We start from the raw sequence: 21,457 nt of genomic DNA on the forward strand, positions 1-21,457 counted from the left end.
CCCGGGACGTCCCGGAGATGCCCGGACGGCCCGGAAGCCGCGCCTCCGTGTCCGCGGCCTGCCACGATCGCCGCCATGTCAAAGATCCGTTCCGCCCTCTCCGTGGCGGGGGCGCTGGCCGCCCTCGCCTTCGCGGCCTCACCCGCCTCCGCGGGCACCAACGGCCAGCAGATCCTCTTCAGCGACGACCGCGGTGACACCTACTCGGTCCTGGTCTCGGGCCACAACCAGGACGGCCAGCCGGCCAGCCACTGCTTCAACACCCCCGCGACCGACAACTACCTGTCCGGTTGGTGGTGGAAGGGAACCGTCGCGGTCACCGGCTACGCGCGCTCCGGCTGCTCGGGAGAGCTGTACGACTTCGGCTTCACCGTGCCCACCGACTGGTCCAGCGACTACTACCAGGTGTGGGACTGACCGTGTCCGCGTCACGGATGTGCGTGCAGCAGCGGACGAAGTCCCGTACCGCCGGGTCCGTGTCGGCGGCGGGGGTGCGGGCGACGCCGACGCGGGTCGGTTCGATGCCGGTGACGGGTCGGTAGACGATGCCGGGGCGGCCGTAGAAGCGGGCGGCCGACTCCGGGGCGAGGGCGATGCCCTGGCCCTGGTCGATCGCGCTGAGCCAGTCGTCGGGCTGGTCGACGACGGCCCCGATGCGGGCGGGCCGGCCGCCGCGCGCGTCGGCCGCGAGCCAGAAGTCCCGCCAGGCGCCCGTCTCGGCGGGGGCGGCGACGAACGGCTCGTCCAGGAGCTCCTCGAACGCGATCGTCTCGCGGCCGGCGAGCCGGTGGTCGACGGGGAGCGCGACCCAGCGGGGTTCGGTCAGCAGGACGTCCACCCGCAGGTGCTCCTGGCCGGGGAAGGGCAGCCGTACGAGGGCTACGTCGACGTCACCGGCGGCGAGCCCGGCCGTGGGGTCGGACCAGGCCGCCTGCCGCATCGCCACCCGCCAGTCGGGCCTGCGGCGCGTGAACTCCTCGACGATGGGACGGGTGGACTCGTTGGCGGCGCTCGCCAGGTAGCCCACGCGCAGGACCCGTTCCTCCCGGCCCACGGCGGCCTTCACCTCCTGGAGCGCACGGCCCAGGTCCGCGAGCAGCCGGGGCGCCCGCTCGGCGAGCACCCGGCCGGGTTCGGTGAGGGTCGTCCCGGCCTTGGAGCGGGTGAAGAGCCGGGCGCCGAGCTGCGCCTCCAGGTGCTTGATCTGCTTGGTCAGCGCGGGCTGCGAGACGTACAGCCGCTCCGCCGCGCGCGTGATGCTGCCTTCCTCCGCGACGGCGACGAAGTACCGCAGGAGCCGGGTGTCCACATCCATGCCGCCAGGTTATGGATGTGGGTATTGGACGCCAAGACGACGCGTGGGAAGCCTTGAGGACATGTCCCTCACCTCCACCTCGGTCACCCTGCTCACCGTCGCCGCCAACGCCGGCGTCGCCGCCGCGGACTTCGCCCGGGCCCGCTTCGTCCTCGCCAACTCGGCCGAGGTGGGCGTGCCCGAGCGCTGGATCCCCTGGCTCGCGACCTTGAAGGCCGCGGGCGCCGCGGGGCTTCTGCTCGGCCTCCTGGGCGCCCGCCCCATCGGCCTCGCTGCCGCCGTCGGACTGGTCCTGTTCTTCCTCGGCGCGGTCGCGGTGCACGTCCGGACCCGCGTCCTCCACAACATCGCCTTCCCGGCGGTGTTCCTGGCCCTGGCGACCGGCTCCCTCGTCCTCGCCGCGACGCGCTAGGGGTCAGGAGGCGTTCGGGCCCACGTCCGTGGAGGTGAGGGGGCGGCGGACCGGGGGCAGGGTCGAGTACTCGTCGGCGCCGACGTCCCGGGCCGTGCCGCGGGTGTGGCCGTCGATGTCCTCGGGGACCGGGATCGTGGTGAGCGTCGCGGCGCCGATCGCGGGGCTGTCGGCCGCGAGGCGGAGGATTCCGTCGGACGAGGGCACGAGGCGCGGGTCGACGCGGGTGTAACCGCCTGCGGGGATCGTGCCGTTGGAGGCCGCGCCCCAGAGGATGTTGCTCTGCCAGGTGAAGCCGGTGGTCGCTCCCATCGCGACGAGGCTGCCGCTGTCCCCGACGAGGAGGTTGTCGGCCACGACCACGTCGCGCGGCTCGTAGGTGCGGGTCTCGCCGGAGAGGGAACTCTTGTTGGCGCGCAGGGTGTTGTGCACGATCACCGCGCGGTCGCAGGCGTCGTTGCCGCGCCGCTCCTCGGTGGTCTCGCCCTCGTGGTGGTCGCGCGTGGTGCCGCTGCCGATCACCAGGGCGCGGCCGGTGAGCCCTGCGAGGTGGTTGTTGACGACGAGGTGGTCGTTGCCGTAGAGGCGGATGCCCTCCTTGCCGCCGAGCAGCCAGTTGCCGTCGACGGTGGTGCCGTTGCCGTGGCGGAGCACGATGCCGCCCTGGCTGTCGCGGACCGTGTTGTACCGGATGGTGTTGCCGGAGGACTTCACCGAGATGGCCTCGGGGTCTCCGTCGCACCGCTCGAAGAGGTTGTACTCCACGGTCGCGTCGGCGTCGGAGAGGGCGCGGCTGCTCACGCCGAGCCGGATCGACTCGCCGCCGTTGGCGCCCGCGTAACGGTGGTCGGAGAAGTGGTTCTTGAAGACGTGGAGGCGCTGGGCGATGGCGGTCGTGCCGGGGCCGTCGACGACGAGGAAGATGCCCTGGGTGGTGCGGTCGTGGAAGTGGTTCCGGTCGATCTTGGCGTCGTCGCCCTCCACGAGGACCCAGTCGAGGCCGTCCACGTCCGCGAACCGGATGTCGTTGCGGGTCAGCCGGATGCCCGTGGTGCCGGCCGGGATCTCCAGTGTGCCGCTCTGCCGGAGGGCGAATCCGCTGATGGTGACCGCGCTCGCGCCGTCGAGGACGAAGCTGCGCTCGCCCTGGAGGACGGCGCCGCCGCGGGTCTGCGAGACGATCGTGATGCCGCTGCGTCCCGAGACGTCGATGGCGCCGCCCGAGGGGACGGTGTACGTGCCGTCGGCGACGACGATCCGGTCGCCGGGGACCGCCCGGTCGATCGCGCTCTGCAGCGCGCTCAGCGAGGTGACCGGCGCCGGTTCGGCCGCCGAGGCGCCGGTGGCGAACAGGGTGTCGAGCGGGACCGCGGCGGCCGCCGCGCCCAGCAGCGAGCCCTTGAGGAAGGTACGTCGTCGCATGATGCCTCCTGGAGGTGGGGTGGTCGTCGTTCTGGGTGGTCCTGGCACCAGGGGGGGGTCGTCCTGGCAGCGGGGACGCCGAGGGGCCCTGACCCGCCGGGACGCGGGGCGGGCCCCCACGGCCCGTCCCGTGCCCCGACCGGTCAGGGCCGGTTCGGACGGCCGCCTCCCCGGCGGCCCGGACGTGTCCCGGCCGGCGCCACCCCCACGACGGCTCCCGTCAGGACGACGGCCGCAACGGCGCCCGCCTCGGTGCTGCGCGTTCCGGTCTGTGCCTCGGAACGCGTCGGCAGGCCTCCCGGGCGGGTGGTCACGCCTCCCTGGCCTGCTGACACGCACCACCTTGCCGAGCGCCGCTCACGTCTCGCTCACGTTCCGCTAACGCCCCCGGACGTGACGGACCGTCGGGAGGCCGTTCGGGCCGCCCTCCGATCGGGTGGACCTGCGCGGCGGAACCGGACATCATGACGTTCGCGCGAGACGGCCGGTTCACGATGAGGCCGGCGGAGCGTCCCGGTCTTCGTCCTCGTGCGCCCACCCGAAGGGGGAGAGATGGCCGGCCGACGCAGGGCGATCGCCCGACTGCTGACGATGTCGCTCACGGTGGGCCTCCTCGGGGGGACGGCCGCGGGGACCGCGGTCCCCGCCGACCCCGGGCCGCCGGACGCCGCCGTCGCCGCCGCGCTCCCCCTGGCGCCCTCCGCGGACCAGACGACGATCTCCCAGGACGATCTGCGCACCGGCTGGGACCGGGACGAGCCGGGGCTCGCGCCCGACCAGGTCTCCAGTTCGGACTTCGGCCTGCAGTTCTCCACGAGCGTCGACGGCCAGGTCTACGCGCAGCCGCTGGTCGTGGGGCGCACCCTGGTCGCGGCCACCGAGAACAACAAGGTGTACGGGATCGACGCCGCCACCGGCGCGGTCGGCTGGACGAAGGACTTCGGCGCCCCCTGGCCCGCCGCCACCATCAACTGCGGTGACCTGGTGCCGAACATCGGGGTCACCTCGACGCCGGTGTACGACCCGGCGAGCAACGCCGTGTACCTCACGGCCAAGGTGAACGACGGCGCCGACGCCCAGCATCCCAACTGGTACGTGCACGCGCTCGACCCGGCGACGGGCGCCGAGCGCGCCGGCTGGCCCGTGAAGGTGGCGGGCGCGCCGGTGAACGACCCGGGCCGGGCGTTCAACCCGTACACCGCGGCGCAGCGGCCGGGGCTGCTCCTGATGGGCGGTTCGGTGTACGCGGCGTTCGCCTCGTACTGCGACCGCGGCCCGTACGTGGGCTACGTCATGGGCGTGAACACGTCGACCCGGAAGACGACGCTCTGGGCCACCGAGGACTCCTCCGCCAACGGCATGGCGGGGATCTGGATGAGCGGGGGCGGTCTGGTCTCCGACGGTCCCGGCCGGATCGTTTTCTCGACGGGCAACGGGGTCTCCCCCGCGCCCGGCCCCGGCAACCAGCCGCCGGGGCAGCTCGCGGAGTCGGTGGTCCGGCTCGGGGTGAACAGCGACGGCACGATGTCGGCGCAGGACTTCTTCAGCCCGTCCGACGCGCCGGTGCTCGACCAGAACGACACCGACCTCGGCTCGGGCGGCCCGGTCGCGCTCCCCGAGCCGCTCTTCGGGACCAGCCGGTATCCGCGGCTCCTCGTCCAGATCGGCAAGGACGGGCGGCTGTTCCTGCTCGACCGGGACGACCTCGGCGGCCGGAGCCAGGGCCCCGGCGGCACGGACAGGGTGCTGGGCACCTTCGGTCCGTACGAGGGCGTGTGGGGGCATCCCGCGGTGTACGGCGGGCAGGGCGGTTACGTGTACACGATCGGCAGCCGAGGGCCGCTGCGGGCGTTCGCGTACGGGCTCACCGGCTCGGGGCTGCCCGGGCTCACCAACACGGGCAGCAGCACCCAGACGTTCGGCTACACCTCGGGCTCTCCCGTGGTGACGTCCACGGGGACGAATCCGGGTACGGCGCTGGTGTGGGCCGTCGCGTCGGACGGGGCCAACGGTGCCAACGGGCAGCTGCGCGCGTACGACGCGGTGCCCGTGAACGGGGCGATGCGGCTGCGCTGGTCGGCGCCGATCGGCACGGCCTCGAAGTTCTCGGTGCCGGCCACCGACGGCGGCCGGGTGTACGTGGGGACGCGGGACGGGAAGGTGATGGCCTTCGGCCGTCCCGCCAACGCCGCTCTGACGGGTGCTCCGGTGGACGCCGGCGAGGTCGCGGTCGGGTCGACGGGGACGGCGACGGCCACCGTCACGGCGACGCGGGACGTGACGATCACGGGGGTGAGCACGCCGGCGGGCAGCGCGTTCTCGGCGTCGTCGGCGGGGCTGCCCCGTACGCTGCGGGCGGGCGACACCCACACGGTCCAGGTGTCGTTCTCGCCGACCTCGCCCGGGCCCGACACCTCGTCCCTGACCTTCGCCACCGATCTCGGTGACAGCGCGCTCGGTCTCACCGGGTACGGGACCCGGCCGGGCCTCCTCGCGACCCCGGCGGCCCTCGACTACGGGACGGTGGCCACGACGACGCGGAAGACGCTCGGCGTGACGTTCACGAACACGGGGACGGCCGACGAGACGATCTCCTCGGTCTCCCCGCCGTCCAGCCCCTTCACCGTGTCCGACCCGCCGGCCGCCGGCACGGTCGTCCCGCCGCGGCAGTCCGTCACCGTGCAGGTGGCGTACGCGCCGACGGCGGCCGCCCAGGACACCGGGACGCTCGCCGTCAGCAGCACGAACGGCACGGTGTCCGTGGCTCTGAGCGGCACCGCCGTGACGGGCAAGGCGCAGCTCACGATCACCCCGACCTCGACGGCCTTCGGCCAGGTGAAGGTCGGCGAGTCCGTGACGAAGACCTTCGACATCAGCAACACCGGCAACATCCCCCTCACCATCACCAAGGCGAAGCCTCCGGCGGCCCCCTTCCAGGTCACGAACCCGATCAGCGAGGGCCAGGTCCTCGGCCCGGACGACGTGGTCCACCAGGCCGTCACCTTCTCCCCCACGTCCATCGGCGCGGTGACGGCCGCCTACGAGCTGACCTCCGACGACGGGAGCGGTTCCCACAACGAGGCCCTGACCGGCTCGGGTGTCGCCGGGACCACGGTCACCGTCCCCACGCCCGGCGCGGGCGGCTGGAAGCTGAACGGCTCCGCGCGGATCTCCGGCGACGACCTCCAGGTGACCCAGGCGAGCGCCTCGCAGCGCGGTTCCGCGGTCTGGCCCGTGCCCGTCCTGACGGACGGTCTCAAGGCCTCGTTCACCACGGTGATCGGCGGCGGCACCGGCGCCGACGGCATGACGTTCTCGCTGCTCGACCCGGCGCGGACCACGCCGTCCGCGCTCGGCGGGGTCGGGGGCGGCCTCGGGTACACCGGCCTCCCGGGCGTGGCCGTCGCCTTCGACACGTTCAAGAACACGGGCGATCCGTCCGCCAACTTCGTCGGCATCGCCACCGGGGGCAGCGGCTCGGCCCTCACGTACGCGTCGACGACGACGACCGTGCCGAACCTGCGGTCGGGCACGCACACGGTCGCCGTCTCGGTCGCCGGCAAGACGGTCACGGTCTCCGTGGACGGCACCCAGCGGCTGCGGACGACGGTCGCCTCGCTCACCCCGACCGCCCTGCTCGCCTTCACCGGCGGGACGGGCAGCATCACCGACATCCACGCCGTGCGGGGCGCGACGATCACCGCCTCCTCGTACGCCGTGCCGCCGCCGGGCCCCAACGGCTGGACGTACAACGGCAGCGCGGCCCTCTCGGGCACCACGCTCGTCCTGACTCCGGCCCAGGCCTACCTGAAGGGTTCGGCGGTCCAGGCCACCGCGGTGCCGTCCGCGCGGCTGCGGGCCCGCTTCACCGCCACCCTCTCGGGCGGCACCGGCGCCGACGGGCTCGCGCTCATGCTCCTCGACGCGTCCCGTGCGACGCCCACCGCCCTCGGCGGCGGGGGCGGCGGCCTGGGCTTCGCCGGCCTGCCCGGCACGGCGGTCACCCTGGACACGTACCGCAACGCCGGGGAGCCGTCGTCGAACTTCGTGGGCGTCGCGACCGGCGGCTCGGGCACCACCCTCCAGTACGCGGCCACCTCGACGGCCGTGCCCGCGCTGCGTACGGGCAGCCATGTGATCGACGTGAACGTCACCACTGCCGGCCGCCTCATCGTCCTGGTCGACGGCACCCAGGTCATCGACGTGGCGCTGACGCTCCCCAAGAACGTCCTGGTCGGATTCTCGGGCGCCACCGGCGGTTTGACGGACAGTCATGCGGTCACGGGAGTGCGCGTCGGCTACTGAGGTACCCTGCTCGCCGCTCGGAGCACGGACCCGATCTCTTCGACGAGAGGCGAGCGACACCGATGAGCGAACTGAGCCGGATATACGCGGACGGGTGCCTGCGCGGGGACGGCGGCCTGGCGACGGCCGTCGCGCGGGCCGAGCTGCCTCCGGCCTTCGAGGAGGCGTGGCGCCCGCACCTGCTGCCCCGGCCCTGGTTCGTCCCCGCCTCGGAGACGGCCGCGTTCGCGCGGGACCTGGAGGGACTGTTCGACCTCCTGCTCTCGCTGCCGGAGCGGCTCTTCGACGGGGACGTCGAGCGGTACGCGGCGGCGATCGGGCTCGAACCGGCGCTGGTGGCTCTGCTCCGCCGGGCCGGGTCCGGCGTCCCCGCCAAGCTGGGCCGCGCCGACGCGTACCACGACGGCACGGCGTTCAAGCTCCTGGAGTTCAACCTCGGCAGCGAGGTCGGCGGCCTCGACATGGACGTCTTCGACCAGGCGCTGCTGCGGGTCCCCGAGTTCGCCGCCTTCGCGCGCGAGCACGGCCTCGGCCATGTGGACATCGCCGCGCGGACGGCCGCCGTCCTGCGCGACCGCGCCCGCCCCGCCCTGTCCGGCTCCTCCGAACCGGTCATCGGCCTCATCGAGGGACGCGGCGGCGTCGGCCCGTACGGCCGGCTGATGCGCGCCACCCAGGAGGCGATGGCCGAACAGGGCCTCGACCTGCGGATCGGCGAGATCGGCGACGTACGCGCGCGTGCCGACGGAAAACTCACCCTGGACGGCACTCCGCTCGACCTGGTGCTCCGGAACTTCGCGGCGAGCCAGCTGCTCGACGATCCGGAGGGACCGGCGGTGGCGGAGCCGTTCTTCCGCGCCCACGAGGCGGGCAGGACCGTGCTGTTCACCTCACTGGAGAGCGGCCTCTACTCCCACAAGAGCGCGCTCGCCCTCCTGTCCGACCCGCGGTCGGCCGGGGCCTTCGACGCCGGCGAGCGGGCCCTGGTCGACCGGGTGCTGCCGTGGAGCCGGGCGCTGCGCGCCTCCCGTCCCGGCGAGCCGGCCGAGCTGGTCGAGCTCTGCCGGGAGCGGCGGGAGCGGCTGATCCTCAAGCCCGGGGCCGGGTACGGCGGTCTGGACACCTTCGTCGGCTGGGAGTGCACCGACGCCGAGTGGCACAAGGCCCTGGACCTCGCGGTCGAGCGCGGCGGCTATGTGGCGCAGGAGCGGGTCGTGCCGCATCCCGAGCCCGTGTACGACCCGGCCACCGGGACCGTGGAGGACTGGATCGCGGCGCTCGGCTTCTTCCTCACCGACGACGGCTACGCGGGCGCGCACGCGCGCGTGAACCGTGCCGACGGCGGCGCGATCGTCGGGATGAGCAGCAACCCGGACACCCGGATGGCCGGGGTGTTCACGTACGCCTGACGGGGTGCCGCGGGCTCAGCGGTCGCCCTCCTTCTTCCAGGGACCGACGCCGAGCCTGCCCGTGGTGCCGAGGTCGAGCTCGGGGGTCACGGTCACCGGGGCGGCGCCGGGCTTCGCCCACACGCGCGCGTAGGGGGCGTTCACCGGGGTGCCGGCCTCGACGGTGTTGCGCCAGACGAGCCCGGCGTACGCCCGCTCGCCGGGCTTGAGCGCGAGCGGCAGCGCGGGGCCGTCGGCTCCGGTGCCCGTGGCGACGGCCTCGCCGCCCTTGAGCACCGTCACGCCCTCGACGGGCTCGTGGTCCTCGTCCCGGAGCTCGACTCGGGGGTGGCCCCGGAGCCGGTACGTGCCGGTGCCGCAGTTCTCCAGGTGGAGGCCGACGACGCGCAGGCCCATGGCGGCGTCGCCCCGGTCGGCGTACACGCGCACGCCCGAGGGCGGGCAGACCCCGCCCTCGGACGGCGCCTCGGACGTCGGGACGCTCCGCACCCTCACGACCTTCACGCGCGCGGTCCCGGACGCACCGGGCGGGAGGGCGTCCGCGGTGACGGTGCGCCGCACGGTCGACCCGGGGGCGACGGCCGGGGCCGTGTCCTCGACGCTGGTGAGCGCCTGCCCCGACTCCGAGAGGAACTGGAGGGCGACGGTGTAGGTGAAGGGTGCGGTCTCCCGGCTGGTGAGGGAGTACGCGGCGCAGGGTCGGGGACCGGTGCCCGTGGCGAGGACGGTGACGCCGTCATCGCCCGGAGCGGCGGAGACGTCGTCCCCCTTCCCGCAGCCCGTCGTCGCGGCGCCGCCGCCCCCGGCGGCTCCCTGGGACTCGGCTCCGCAGGCGGTGAGGAGCAGGAGGCCGGTGAGGGCGGCGGGAAGGGCGAGGCGGGTTCGGCTCATGGGAGTAGTCGACCAGGCCGGGCTCCCCGCCGCCGAGGCGGGGTGCTGAAGCGTCAGCGGCGAGGGGCGTCGTGTTCGACGTACGCGCGGATCTTCCGCAGCGTCTCGGGGTGCGCTTCCCGCACGCCGTAGGTGCGGTCGGCGGTCACCGGTGCCACGGCGATCCGGCCTTCACGGAACAGGGCGGTGGAGTCGGCGTCCTTCACGGTCTCGGTGCAGGGGTCGCCCGGCGTCTCCTCGCAGAGGCCGAGGCCGATCGCGAAGGAGTTCTCGCCGGTCTGCTCGTAGGCGTGCCAGACGACCTGTCCGTGGCCGACGCGCGTCCAGAGGGGCGGTCCGGCGGGGGTGCCCGTGCTGACATCGGGGTAGTCGACCTTGAGGGCGAAGTCGGGGGTGAGCAGGCCGCGTTGGCGGAGGCCCGCGACGAAGCGGGCGCCGAACTCGGCGTTGGCGCGGTAGTTGACGCGCGGGAAGAACGTGTTCGTCTCGTCGCCCGCGGACGAGAACGCGATCGCGGGGACGTGCTGGTCGATCGCGGCGACGGCGGCGCCCACCGTCCCCGAGTCGTTGACCTGGGCGGAGACGTTGGGTCCCGAGTTGATGCCGGTGAGGACGAGGTCGGGGGCCCCGGTCCAGCCGGCCTTGGCCTTGAGGCCGGCGCGGAGGGCGAGCTTGACGGTGTCGGCGGGGGTGGCGGACGGGGAGTCCTCGGTGCAGGAGCCGTCGGCGAGGCAGACGCCGTAGACGGCTCCCCCGGAGGGGGCCTGGGCGCAGTCGTCCTCGTAGCCGGCGGGCAGGGCGGTGCGGCGCTGGGCGGTGAGGACGCCGCCGTTGGTGACGGCGGTGCCCTTGCCGGACTGGACCTGCCAGGGCGCCATGACGACGACGTCGGCCCCGGCGGCGCACATCGCGCGGCGGAGCTCGTACAGGCCGAGGCCGTCGGAGTTGCTCGCCTTCGCCGCCTGCATCGAGTCGTCGTCGGAGATCAGGATCCGCATCCCGGCCAGCGGGAGCGGGGCGGCCTTCTGGGGCGTGGTGGCGTACGCGGTCACTCCCGTCGCGGCGAGCAGTGCGGCCGCCAGGGCCGCGAGTCCGATTCTTCGCGTGGTCGACGTCTTCGACGACATGGGCGTGGTCCCTTCGGTGGGGAGGGGTGCCGGGCGGCGCTCGGTCAGGTCGCGCCGCCCGGCGTCGCGGCTCCGGGACGGCCGCGAGTCTGGGGGTGGTGCTGTGCGGACGTACCCGCTCAGCACACCGACTTGATCGGAATGACCGCCGCCGCGCCGACCAGGGTGATCAGGGCGGCCGTGAGGTACAGCCCGTCGTAGCCGATCGCGCCGACGAGCATCGCGGCCAGGAACGGGGCGAGGATCTGCGGGCCGGCGTTGGCGATGTTGAGGACGCCCATGTCGCGGGCCGCGTCGTCGGCGCTGGGCAGGACCAGGGTGACGAGGGCGGTGTCCACGGCCATGTAGCAGCCGAAGGCGAGGCCCGCGATGACGGTGAAGACCAGCATGCCGGTCCAGTCGGGCTTGACGACCGGGACGACCATCGCGAGGCCGGAGAGGGCGCAGGAGATGCCGACCAGGGGCTTGCGGCGGCCGATGCGGTCGGAGAGCAGCCCGCCGAGGACGGTGGCGAAGAGGGTGACGCCGGCGTCGATCGGGGCGATGAAGGCGACGGCCTCGGTGGGGTCGAGTCCCTCGGGGAGGGCGATGTGGTCCTGGAGGATGTACATCTGGAAGAGGGAGACGGAGAAGAAGCCGAGCATCATCAGGAAGCGGCCGATGAAGACCCAGCGGAAGTCGGCCGACTTCATGGTGTCCGCGAAGGCGGCCAACTGCCTGCTCAGCGGCACCGGTTCGCCCGCCGGCCGCTTGCGCTCGCGCACGACGGCGGTGAAGAGGACGGCCGCGCCGGCGATCACGGCACCGAAGACGAGGTAGCCGAGGGGGATGTCGGAGGGTACGAACAGCGCGGCGGTGGAGATGCCGACGGCGGAGCCGATGGGGGTGCCGATGCCGACCATCGCCGAGGCCAGGCCGCGTCGTTCGACGGGGACGCGGTCGGGGACGACGGCGGTGAGGGCGGCCTGGTAGATGTTCATCATCGCCTGGACGAGGCACCAGGCGATGGTGACGAGGAGGACCGTGCGGGCGGCGCCGAGGAACGCGAGCGCGCCCAGGGCCGCCAGACCGCCGCCCAGGATCCACGGGTTGCGCCGTCCGGAGCGGTCGGAGAGCAGACCCGCCAGCGGGTTGAACAGCGTCGCGAAGATCGCGGCGACACCGGAGACGAGTCCGAAGTCGGCGACCTTGTTCGCCGGGTCGACCAGTTCGACCTGGACGGGCAGGAGCACGACGCCGATGCCCATGTAGACCATGTACATGGCCGCGTTGGCCATGGTGAGCATGGGCATCAGGCGCCACAGGGCGCCTCGGCCTCCGGTGGCCGGGCCGGGGGTCTTCGGCTCCGACTCGGCCGGGGCCTCCGGCCGGACTTCGGATGCGTTCATGTCGTTCTCCTCGGCCGCGGCCCCCGGGAGGCGGGCGTGCGACGGGTCATGCGTGAGCGGGTCCTGTGGTGCGAGGTGGTGCGGTGCTGCGAGGTGGTGCGGGTCAGCTGTCGAAGCCGAGGCCGAAGCGGTCGAGGGTGCGCAGCCAGAGGTTGCGGCGTCCCTCGTTCCGGTCGGCCCGCGCCATCGACCACCTGGTGATGTTGATCCCGAGCGAGCGGACGGGCTCGGGCGGGAACGGCAGGGGCTTGCGTCGTACGAGTTCCAGGTCGGTGCGCTCGGTGTGCTCACCCGCGAGCAGGTCGAGCATCACGTCGGCACCGAAGCGGGTGGCGCCGACGCCGAGCCCGGTGAATCCGGCGGCGTAGGCGACCTTCCCTTGGTGACACGTGTCAAAGAAAACGCAGAAGCGGGTGCTGGTGTCAATGGCCCCGCCCCAGGCGTGACTGAACCGAACCCCTTCGAGCTGCGGAAACGTCGTGAAGAAATGTTCGGCGAGGGTCGCGTACGTCTCGGGGCGGCGGTCGTGCTCGGCTCGCACCGGGCCACCGTGGTAGACGGCGTCGTAACCGCCCCAGAGGATGCGGTTGTCGGCGGAGAGCCGGACGTAGTGGAACTGGTTGGCGCAGTCCGCGAAGCCCTGGCGGCGCTTCCAGCCGACGGAGGCGAGCTGCTCCTCGGTGAGCGGCTCGGTCATCAGCGCGTAGTCGTACACGGGGACGGTGTACGGGCGGTGGCGCCGGACCAGGGACGGGTAGGCGTTGGTGGCGAGCGCGACGCGGCGGGCGGTGATCCGGCCGTAGGGGGTGCCGACGGCGACGACGGCACCGTGCTCGTCGAGCGAGGTGGCGGGGGTGTGCTCGTGGATGCGGACGCCGAGGTCGAGGCAGGCCCGCTTGAGCCCCCAGGCGAGCCGGGCGGGGTTGACCATGGCGACGTCGTCCCTGTTCCACACGCCGCCGAGGAAGGTCGGGGAGTCGATCTCGGCGCGGACCGCGTCGGCGTCCAGGAGGAGCGGCTTGCCACCGAAGCGGGCGGCGGCCTCGGCCTCCTCGGCGAGGCCGTCGAGCTGGTAGCGCTCGGTGGCGACGACGAGGGAGCCGGTGCGCTCCCAGTCGCAGTCGATGCCGTACCGCTCGATCGCGTCCTCGATGCCCCGGAGGTTCTCGCGGCCGAGGCGCTCCAGGCGGCCGATCTCCTCGGGCCAGCGCTGGAGGCCGTTCGCGAGGCCGTGGGTGAGGCTGGACTCGCAGAATCCGCCGTTGCGTCCCGAGGCGGCGCCGCCGACCTCGTCCGCCTCGACGAGCACGACGTCGGTGGAGGGGTCGCGCTCCTTGGCGAGGAGGGCGGTCCACAGGCCGGTGTAGCCGCCGCCGACCACGAGGAGGTCGCAGGTGGTGCCGCCGACGAGGGCGGGGGCGGGCTGCGGCCGGCGGGGGTCGTCGAGCCAGAACGGGGTGTGGTCGACGTCCCGGAGCGAGCTGAGGTGGTCCATGGGGATTCCTTCGGGGTCGCGGAGACGCCCGGGCGCGGGGCGTCTCCGAAGTGCCGCCATGAGACTCCGCCGCGTACGGCAAGGTCAATGGTGTTGACGTAAGAGCGCCCGGGCCGGCCGACTCCGGGACGCCCCGCAGGTCGGCGCGCCGGCTCCCGGCCGTCGGGCGGCGCCCGGCCACCCGGGCGGTCAGACCGCCGCCCCCTGGACTCCCCGCAGGGTGGGCCCTCCGGCGCCCGGCCCACCCGGGCGGTCGCCCCGCCCACCCGACCGCTACCCCTCCGGCTCCCAGCGGTCCAGGATCTCGTCCGCGATCCGCCTGGCCCCCGGCTCGAAGCGGGCGGAGAGTTCCCGGAAGAGCGTCTCCGCGGCCTCGGCGGGCCAGTCGGCGGGCAGGTGCTCGGCGGGCAGGTGGGGGTCGCGGCGGACGAGGTCGAGCCAGTCGGTGTGGAGCAGGAGCAGCCGGCCGAGGTCGTCGCGCGCCTCGCGGGGGGCGGCGCCTTCGCCCCAGCGGGCGAGGAAGGCGCGGTATCCGTCGGCTATGGCGTCGACGTCGAAGGCGGTACGGAGCAGGTCCCCGGCCCCGGTGGGCGCGGCGGCCTCGCCGTGGAAGGCCCTGATACGGTCCCCCAACCCGAGCTCGGTCGCGATGGGCGCGACGTCGACCCGGCCGGGAGCCACCCAGAGCCCGCTCTGCAGGGGGCCGAAGCCCGCCCACATGAGCCGCGAGCGCAGGTCGTGCCGCTCCCGGCGCCAGGACTCGGGCAGCGAGAAGCCGACCAGGGTCCAGGTGCCGTCCCAGGCGCGGTTGACGGCGCCGGTGCGGTGGATCCGCTGCTGGCCGTCGGCGAGGACCTCCGCGGCCCGGGGCGTGAGCGAGAAGTACATCCGGCGTCCGCGGCGGTGCCGTTCGAGGAGTTCGCGGCCGACCATGCGGGTGAGGGTCGACCGGACGGCGTCCTCGCCGACGTCCACGCGCGCGAAGGCGTCGATCACGCTCGCCGAGGACAGGGCGGTTCCGGTGCCGAGGACGTGGATGCCGAAGAAGGTCAGCATCAGGGACTGGGGGCGGGGCGAGGAGCCGGGTTCGGCGGGCGATCCGGTCTCGGCGGTCGGGGCGGGCTGTGTCACGGGGACAGCGTAGGGCGGGATCCGGCGACCCGCCGCAATCTTCGGCAGTTTATTGACGGCCGACAAAAGAATGCCTAACTTGTTCGCTCGACGGTGCGTGTCCGGTCGCGATCTCCCGCGCCCCGCACCGCGTTTCACGGGAAAGGACCCCCGTTCATGACTCATGTGGATCTCTCCGGCAAGGTCGCCGTCGTCACCGGCAGCGGCCGCGGACTCGGCCTCGCCTACGCCCGCTCGCTGGCCGCCGCCGGCGCCGCCGTGGTGATCAACGACGTCGACACCGAGGCCGCCGTCGAGGCCGTGCGCCTGATCACCGCCGACGGCGGCCGCGCCGTCGCCGAGGTGGTGCCGGTCGGCTCCACCGAGGCCGCCGAGGCCCTCGTCGCCCGCGCCGTCGACAGCTACGGCCGGCTCGACGTCATGGTCACCAACGCCGGAGTCCTGCGCGACCGGGTGCTGTGGAAGATGACCGACGAGGACTTCGACACCGTCGTCGAGGTGCACCTGCGCGGCACCTTCACCTGCGTCCGCGCCGCCGTCGAGCAGATGCGCGCCCAGGGCGAGGGCGGCCGGATCGTCGTCGCCGGCTCCCCCGCCGGCCAGCGCGGCAACTTCGGGCAGACCAACTACGCCGCCGCCAAGGCCGGGATCGCCGCCATGGTGCGCACCTGGGGCATGGAACTGGCGAAGGCCGGCATCACCGCGAACGCCGTCATCCCGGTCGCCGCGACCGCGATGACCAAGACGATCCCCGTCTTCGCCCCGCACGTCGAGGCGTTGGAGCGGGACGGCATCGCGTTCCCGGACAGCCTGCGCAAGGGCGAGGGCTTCGGCACGCCCGAGGACGTCGCGGGTCTGGTGACCTTCCTCGCCTCGGACGCGTCCGCCGGTGTGACCGGCCAGTGCGTCGGCATCGGCGGCGACAAGCTCTCCCTGTGGTCGCACCCGCAGGAGGTGTCGGTGGCGTACGCCGACGGCGGCTGGAGCGCCGACGCGATCGCCGCCGCCTGGCCGGTGACCGTCGGACGCACCCCCGAGACCTTCGGCATCCCGGCGCCGCAGCTGTGAGCGCCGGCCCGATGGACGTGGACGCGCTCGTCGCCATCGACATGCACACCCATGCCGAGGTGTCCGAGAAGGGCGGGGCGTCGCTCTCCGCCGAGCTCGACGCCGCCGCCGGGGCGTACTTCAAGGCGGAGCACCGCCACCCCACGCTGCCGGAGATCGCCACGTACTACCGCGAGCGGCAGATGGCGTGCGTGGTGTTCACGGTGGACGCGGAGTCCGCGACCGGCACCCCGCCGGTGCCGAACGAGGAGATCGCCGAGGCGGCGCTGCAGCACCCGGACGTGATCGTCCCGTTCGCCGGCGTCGATCCGTACAAGGGGAAGGCGGCGGTCCGTCAGATCCGGCGGCTCGTCGACGAGTACGGGGTGAAGGGCTTCAAGTTCCACCCGAACATCCAGGCCTTCCACCCCAACGACCGCATGGCGTACCCGCTGTACGAGGCGATCGAGGACGCCGGGGCGATCGCGGTCTTCCACACCGGGCAGACGGGCATCGGCGCGGGCGCTCCCGGCGGCGGGGGCATCCGGCTGAAGTACTCCAACCCGATGGACGTGGACGACGTCGCCGCCGACTTCCCGGGGATGAAGATCGTCCTCGCCCATCCGTCCTTCCCCTGGCAGGACGAGGCGCTCGCGGTGGCCACCCACAAGCCGCAGGTGTACATCGACCTGTCCGGCTGGTCGCCGAAGTACTTCCCGCCGCAGCTGGTCCGGTACGCCAACAGCCTGCTGAAGGACAAGGTGCTGTTCGGCTCCGACTTCCCGCTGCTCGCGCCGGACCGCTGGCTCGCGGACTTCGCCGAGCTCCCGATCAAGGACGAGGTCCGTCCGAAGATCCTCAAGGAGAACGCGGCCCGACTGCTCGGGCTCACCGGAAACTGAGGGGTACCCCATGCGCAACCAGGGCATCGGCTCCTGGCCCGCCCGCCGCGACCGCAGGTCGCCACGGCGCACCGCCCTTCTGCACGAGGGCCGCGCGATCGACTACGCCGAACTCCACGACCGCTGCACGCGGTTGGCCCACGCCCTGCGGGATGCCGGAGTCGAGCGCGGCGACCGGGTGGCGTTCCTCGGCCCCAACCATCCCTCGTACCTGGAGACGCTGTTCGCGGCCGGACTCCTCGGAGCGGTGTTCGTCCCGCTCAACACCCGCCTCGCCGTACCGGAGCTGCTCCATCAGCTGACCGACTCGGGCAGCACCGTCCTGGTGCACGCCGGGCAGTCGCCCGAGCGGGTGACGGAGCTGGCGGAGGCGGCCGGCGTCGGCACCGTCCTCGCCGTGGACGGCGGGCCGGGTGCCTCGTACGAGGAGCTGCTCGCGGCCGCGTCGACGGAGCCGGTCGACGAGGAGGTGGGGCACGGGGACGTCTGCCTCATCATGTACACCTCGGGCACGACCGGCCGTTCCAAGGGTGCCGTCCTGACCCACGGCAACATCGTCTGGAACAGTCTCAACGTCGTCGTGGACACCGACCTCGCCGGCGACGAGGTGGCCCTGGTCGCCGCACCGCTGTTCCACACCGGCGCCCTCAACATGAGCTGCCTGCCGATCCTCCTGAAGGGCGGCACGGTCCTCCTGGAGACCTCCTTCGACGCCGCACGCACCCTGCGGCTGATCGAACGGCACCGGGTGACCTGCATGTTCGGCGTACCGACGATGTACGACGCGATGGCCGCGGCCCCCGGGTGGGCCGACGCCGACCTGACCAGTCTGCGCAACCTGCTGTGCGGCGGCGCCCCGGTGCCGACCCGCACCGCACAGGCCTATCTGGACCGGGGCCTCGCCTTCGTGCAGGGGTACGGCATGACGGAGACCGCGCCGGGCGCCCTCATCCTGGACCGGGCCGACTCGATGAGCCGCGCCGGTTCGGCGGGCGTCCCGCACTTCTTCACCGACGTCCACGTGCTGCTGCCCTCCGGCGAGGAGGCCGGGCCCGGCGAGAAGGGCGAGGTCGTCGTCGCGGGACCGAACGTGACCCCTGGCTACTGGAACCTCCCGGAGGCGACCGCCGCGGCCTTCCGCGACGGGGGGCGCTTCCGGTCGGGCGACGTGGCCACGGTCGACGAGGACGGCTACGTACGGCTCGTCGACCGCCTCAAGGACATGATCATCTCGGGCGGGGAGAACATCTACCCGGCCGAGGTCGAGGACGCCCTGCTCGGGCACCCGGACGTCGCCGAGGCGGCCGTCATCGGCGTGCCCGACGCCCGCTGGGGCGAGGTGGGACGCGCCGTCGTCGTCACCCGCGCGGGAGCGACCGTCACCGCGGGGGAGCTGATCGCCCACCTGGAGGCCCGGCTCGCCCGCTACAAGATCCCCAAGAGCGTCGTCCTCGCCCCGGACCTCCCCCGCAACGCCACCGGGAAGCTGCTCAAGGCACCGATCCGGGCGCGCTACGGCGCCTGAACCCCCCCTTCCCTACACAAGGAGTACCACCATGGCTCTCACCGTCCACGGCATCGACGAGATCAAGGCCCAGGCAGGGGCCGACCTCGGTCACAGCTCCTGGGTCGAGATCGCCCAGCCCCGTGTCGACACCTTCGCCGACGCCACCGACGACCACCAGTGGATCCACGTCGACGCCGAGCGCGCCGCCGCCGGCCCCTTCGGCGGCACCATCGCCCACGGCTATCTGACGCTCTCGCTGCTCATCCCGATGTGGAGCGAGCTGCTCCAGGTCGAGGGCGTGTCGATGGCCGTCAACTACGGTCTGAACAAGGTGCGTTTCCCCTCCCCCGTGCGCGTCGGCTCGAAGATCCGCACGCACGGCCGCGTGGTGTCCGTGGAGGACGTCAAGGGCGGTGTCGAGGTCGTCGTGGACCTCACCGTGGAGATCGACGGCGTCCCCAAGCCGGCGTGCGTCGCGCAGGCGGTGTACCGCTTCTTCGCCTGATCCCGGTGTACGCCGAGGGGGGTGGACGCTGACGCGGCCGCCCCCTTCCGCGTACCGCGCGCCGGGTCGTGGCGAGGGCGGCGGTACGGTTTCCCCGCCCCCACCGCCCCGAGAAGCCGCGACAAACCCCGAGGAGCCCCGACGATGCCGCAGACCGCCGAGGCCGAGGGCGCACCCGACGAGCTCGTCGGACCGCTGGCACGAGGGCTCGCCGTGCTCCGCGCGATGGCCTCGGGAGCCGACGTCCGCCACCGCCCGGGCGACCTCGCCCGGACGACGGGCCTCGCCCGCTCCACGATCGACCGGATCGCGACGACGCTCGTCCGCCTCGGCGTCCTCAGGACGGAGGGACGCGATCTGCTCCTCGCCCCGGGGGCCGCCGAACTCGGCAACGCCTACCTCGCCTCCTGCGGACTCCCCGAGCTCCTCGGGTCGCACGTCGCAGCGCTCGCCGACGCGCTCGACGCGTCGGTGTCCCTGGCCGTCCCCGACGGCGACGGGGTCCGCTTCCTCACCCAGGCCGCCCGTCGGCGCGCCATGGCGACGTCCTTCCGGCCCGGTGGGCTCCTGCCGGCCGAACGGTGCGCGCCCGGCGCCCTGTTCGCCGCGGGGTGGGACGCGAAGGATCGCGCGCGGTGGCGGGCCCGGCGTGCGCAGGACCCGCCGGACACCGGGCCCTCTTCCGTACCGCCCGACGAGGTCGAGGCCGAGTTCCTGGAGCGGGTACGGGAGGCGGGCGAGAGCGGCATGGCCGTGGACGACCAGATCCTCGAGCCGGGACTGCTCTCCGTCGCCCTTCCCGTACGGGGACCCGGGGGCGCGGTGGTCTGCGCGGTCGGCGTCGTCAGCCACACGAACCGGCACAGCGCCGAGTCCCTCGTGGAACAGGCGCTCCCGCCGCTGCGCCGGGCGGTCGCGGCGATGGAGGCCGCGCTGGCGGCGGCACCCGTCGGCGCCGCACCCGCAGGCGGCGCTCCGGCGCCCGTGGCCGTACTGAAGGAGGAGCTCGGCTCGGGCTTCCTCCAGTCGCTCGCGCGCGGCCTCGACGTCCTGCGCGCCTTCGGGTCCGTCCGGGGACCCGTGCGGCTCTCCGAGCTCGCCCGGCTGACCGGGCTCCCCCGCGCGACGGCACGCCGGTCGCTGATCACCCTGCGCCATCTGGGGTACGTACGGGAGGAGCCCGGCGGATTCGTCGTACTGCCCCGGGTCCTGGAGCTCGGCCACACCCGTCTCTCCGGCCTGAGCCTGCCGGAGATCGCGACCCCGCACCTCGTCGACCTGGTCCTTCGCGTCCAGGAGTCCGCGTCCGTCGCCGTCCTCGACGGGGACGACATCCGGTACGTCGCCCGGGTCGCCGGCACCCGCATCATGCACATCGACATCACGGTCGGCACCCGGCTCCCGGCGTACGCGACCTCGATGGGCCGCGTCCTGCTGGGTGCCCTGCCCGGGGAGGAGCGCGCCGAGCGCCTCCGGCGGATCACGCCCTCGGCGCTCACCCCGTACACCGTGACGACCCGCGAGGGGCTCGACGAGGTGGTGGCGGCGACGGCCGCGCGCGGCTACGGGTGGGTCGAACAGGAACTGGAGGAGGGCCTGCGGTCCCTCGCGGTCGCCGTCACCGACCGCGAGGGTCGGGCGATCGCCGCGGTCAACGTGGCCCTGCACGCGGGCCGCGCCACACCGGAGGAGAGCCTGACGGCACTGCTGCCGGCGCTGCGGGAGACGGCGGGACGGATCAGCGGGGACGTGGCGGCGGTGGGCCGCTTCTCGTCGGTGCCGACGGGCTGACGGCGTCTGTTCCGGGCCCGCTCCCCGCCGTTGTGGGCATGCGTTCCACGGGGCACCGCCCCGCAGGGCGCGGGCCCCGGCGGCGTCAGGCGCCCGCCTCCGGCGGACGCAGCGCCTCCACCGCCGCCAGCATCAGTTCCAGGGCGAACGGGTAGCCGCTGTCGCGCATGTCGGCGGCCAGGAGGGGGAACGTCGCGGCGATGTTCGGGTGGGTGTCGGGGGACAGCCGTCCGTAGACCGCGTGCCAGACCTCCTCGTCCTTCTCCCGCGCAGCCGTCGGCAGGGCCGCCGCCGCGGCGTCCTGGGCCGCGAAGGCGAGGGCCTGGTCGACGAAGGCGTGGTAGATGCGGACGGCGAGGTCGTCGGGGAAGCCGGCGCCCCGGAGGATGCCGAGGATCCGTTCGACGGCCCGGGTCTCGTGGGGGCGGCCGGTGGTGCGGTGCGCCGCGAGGGCCGCGGCCTGCGGGTTGTTGCGGTAGCAGGAGTTGATGCGCAGCCCCATCGCCCGGAGGTCGGTGCGCCAGTCGCCGGTCGCCGTCCAGCCCTCCTGCGCGCGGCCGATCATCTCGTCGGCGACGGCGAGGAGCAGGGCGTCGGTGTTGCGGAAGTAGCGGTAGAGGGCGGTGGGGTCGGCGCCGAGCGCGGCGCCCAGTCTCCGTACCGAGAGGGCTTCCGCGCCGTGCTGCGCGATCAGGCGCAGCGCGGTGTCGACGATGAGCCGCTCCGAGAGGACGGCGCCCTGTTTGGTGGGGCGGCGGCGCTGCCGACTGCCTTCGGGGACGACGCGTTCGGACATGGCCGGAACATTAC

Annotated in this window: 17 protein-coding genes; 9 read left to right on the forward strand and 8 right to left on the reverse strand. The window is 73.6% G+C overall.

Features of this window, described 5'->3' with window-relative positions:
• The first annotated feature begins 75 nt into the window (after positions 1–75).
• Positions 76–417: a hypothetical protein gene (locus ACFYX3_RS09720; protein WP_389010344.1), complete on the forward strand. Its 342-nt coding sequence runs from the start codon at positions 76–78 to the stop codon at positions 415–417.
• Here the strand turns inward: ACFYX3_RS09720 and ACFYX3_RS09725 are convergent.
• Positions 368–1,315, reverse strand: coding sequence for a LysR family transcriptional regulator (locus ACFYX3_RS09725; protein WP_389010347.1), 948 nt, complete (start codon positions 1,313–1,315; stop codon positions 368–370). The genes ACFYX3_RS09720 and ACFYX3_RS09725 overlap by 50 nt on opposite strands.
• Positions 1,316–1,376: 61 nt before the next feature.
• Between ACFYX3_RS09725 and ACFYX3_RS09730 the strand changes: the two genes are divergently transcribed.
• A complete protein-coding gene (locus tag ACFYX3_RS09730) occupies positions 1,377–1,727 on the forward strand; it encodes a DoxX family protein (RefSeq protein ID WP_389010350.1) in 351 nt (116 codons plus the stop codon).
• Between the two features lie 3 nt (positions 1,728–1,730).
• Here ACFYX3_RS09730 and ACFYX3_RS09735 read toward each other — a convergent pair whose 3' ends face one another.
• Positions 1,731–3,149 carry a polysaccharide lyase 6 family protein gene (locus ACFYX3_RS09735; protein WP_389010353.1) on the reverse strand — a complete coding sequence of 473 codons (1,419 nt, stop codon included), beginning with the start codon at positions 3,147–3,149 and terminating at the stop codon, positions 1,731–1,733.
• A 552-nt stretch (positions 3,150–3,701) separates the two neighbouring features.
• Here ACFYX3_RS09735 and ACFYX3_RS09740 point away from each other — a divergent pair.
• Both ACFYX3_RS09740 and ACFYX3_RS09745 read left to right on the forward strand, forming a co-directional pair.
• Positions 3,702–7,454: a choice-of-anchor D domain-containing protein gene (locus ACFYX3_RS09740; protein ID WP_389010356.1), complete on the forward strand. Its 3,753-nt coding sequence runs from the start codon at positions 3,702–3,704 to the stop codon at positions 7,452–7,454.
• A 62-nt stretch (positions 7,455–7,516) separates the two neighbouring features.
• The gene (locus ACFYX3_RS09745; RefSeq protein ID WP_389010359.1) at positions 7,517–8,863 is read left to right on the forward strand and encodes a hypothetical protein; all 1,347 of its coding nucleotides are present in this window, start codon (positions 7,517–7,519) and stop codon (positions 8,861–8,863) included.
• A gap of 15 nt (positions 8,864–8,878) precedes the next feature.
• Here ACFYX3_RS09745 and ACFYX3_RS09750 read toward each other — a convergent pair whose 3' ends face one another.
• The 5 genes from ACFYX3_RS09750 to ACFYX3_RS09770 form a co-directional block, all read right to left on the reverse strand.
• Complete coding sequence (locus ACFYX3_RS09750) at positions 8,879–9,754, reverse strand: DUF4232 domain-containing protein (RefSeq protein WP_389010362.1); 876 nt, start codon at positions 9,752–9,754, stop codon at positions 8,879–8,881.
• A gap of 53 nt (positions 9,755–9,807) precedes the next feature.
• Positions 9,808–10,881, reverse strand: a complete 1,074-nt coding sequence (gene surE / locus ACFYX3_RS09755; protein ID WP_389010366.1) for a 5'/3'-nucleotidase SurE — start codon at positions 10,879–10,881, stop codon at positions 9,808–9,810.
• 119 nt (positions 10,882–11,000) lie between these two features.
• Positions 11,001–12,269 (reverse strand): MFS transporter, encoded by a 1,269-nt coding sequence (locus ACFYX3_RS09760; RefSeq protein WP_389010369.1) that lies wholly within the window; start codon positions 12,267–12,269, stop codon positions 11,001–11,003.
• A gap of 103 nt (positions 12,270–12,372) precedes the next feature.
• Positions 12,373–13,764, reverse strand: a complete 1,392-nt coding sequence (locus tag ACFYX3_RS09765; protein ID WP_389010372.1) for an NAD(P)/FAD-dependent oxidoreductase — start codon at positions 13,762–13,764, stop codon at positions 12,373–12,375.
• Between the two features lie 273 nt (positions 13,765–14,037).
• Positions 14,038–14,895 (reverse strand): PaaX family transcriptional regulator C-terminal domain-containing protein, encoded by an 858-nt coding sequence (locus tag ACFYX3_RS09770; RefSeq protein ID WP_389010374.1) that lies wholly within the window; start codon positions 14,893–14,895, stop codon positions 14,038–14,040.
• Positions 14,896–15,051: 156 nt separating this feature from the next.
• On the opposite strand from ACFYX3_RS09770, the gene ACFYX3_RS09775 reads away from it, so the two are divergent.
• From ACFYX3_RS09775 to ACFYX3_RS09795, 5 genes are all read left to right on the forward strand, one after another.
• A complete protein-coding gene (locus tag ACFYX3_RS09775; RefSeq protein WP_359516681.1) occupies positions 15,052–15,963 on the forward strand; it encodes an SDR family NAD(P)-dependent oxidoreductase in 912 nt (303 codons plus the stop codon).
• 11 nt (positions 15,964–15,974) lie between these two features.
• The gene (locus ACFYX3_RS09780) at positions 15,975–16,844 is read left to right on the forward strand and encodes an amidohydrolase family protein (protein ID WP_382652815.1); all 870 of its coding nucleotides are present in this window, start codon (positions 15,975–15,977) and stop codon (positions 16,842–16,844) included.
• Positions 16,845–16,854: 10 nt separating this feature from the next.
• Complete coding sequence (locus ACFYX3_RS09785) at positions 16,855–18,369, forward strand: long-chain fatty acid--CoA ligase (protein WP_389010379.1); 1,515 nt, start codon at positions 16,855–16,857, stop codon at positions 18,367–18,369.
• A gap of 31 nt (positions 18,370–18,400) precedes the next feature.
• A complete protein-coding gene (locus ACFYX3_RS09790) occupies positions 18,401–18,856 on the forward strand; it encodes a MaoC family dehydratase (RefSeq protein WP_389010381.1) in 456 nt (151 codons plus the stop codon).
• Between the two features lie 144 nt (positions 18,857–19,000).
• Positions 19,001–20,647, forward strand: coding sequence for an IclR family transcriptional regulator C-terminal domain-containing protein (locus tag ACFYX3_RS09795; RefSeq protein ID WP_389010384.1), 1,647 nt, complete (start codon positions 19,001–19,003; stop codon positions 20,645–20,647).
• Positions 20,648–20,732: 85 nt separating this feature from the next.
• On the opposite strand, the gene ACFYX3_RS09800 is transcribed toward ACFYX3_RS09795, so the two are convergent.
• The gene (locus tag ACFYX3_RS09800; RefSeq protein WP_385662958.1) at positions 20,733–21,443 is read right to left on the reverse strand and encodes a TetR/AcrR family transcriptional regulator; all 711 of its coding nucleotides are present in this window, start codon (positions 21,441–21,443) and stop codon (positions 20,733–20,735) included.
• Between the last annotated feature and the right edge of the window lie 14 nt (positions 21,444–21,457).

It is taken from the genome of Streptomyces sp. NPDC002463 (assembly GCF_042889835.1).
GTDB lineage: Bacteria > Actinomycetota > Actinomycetes > Streptomycetales > Streptomycetaceae > Streptomyces > Streptomyces nymphaeiformis.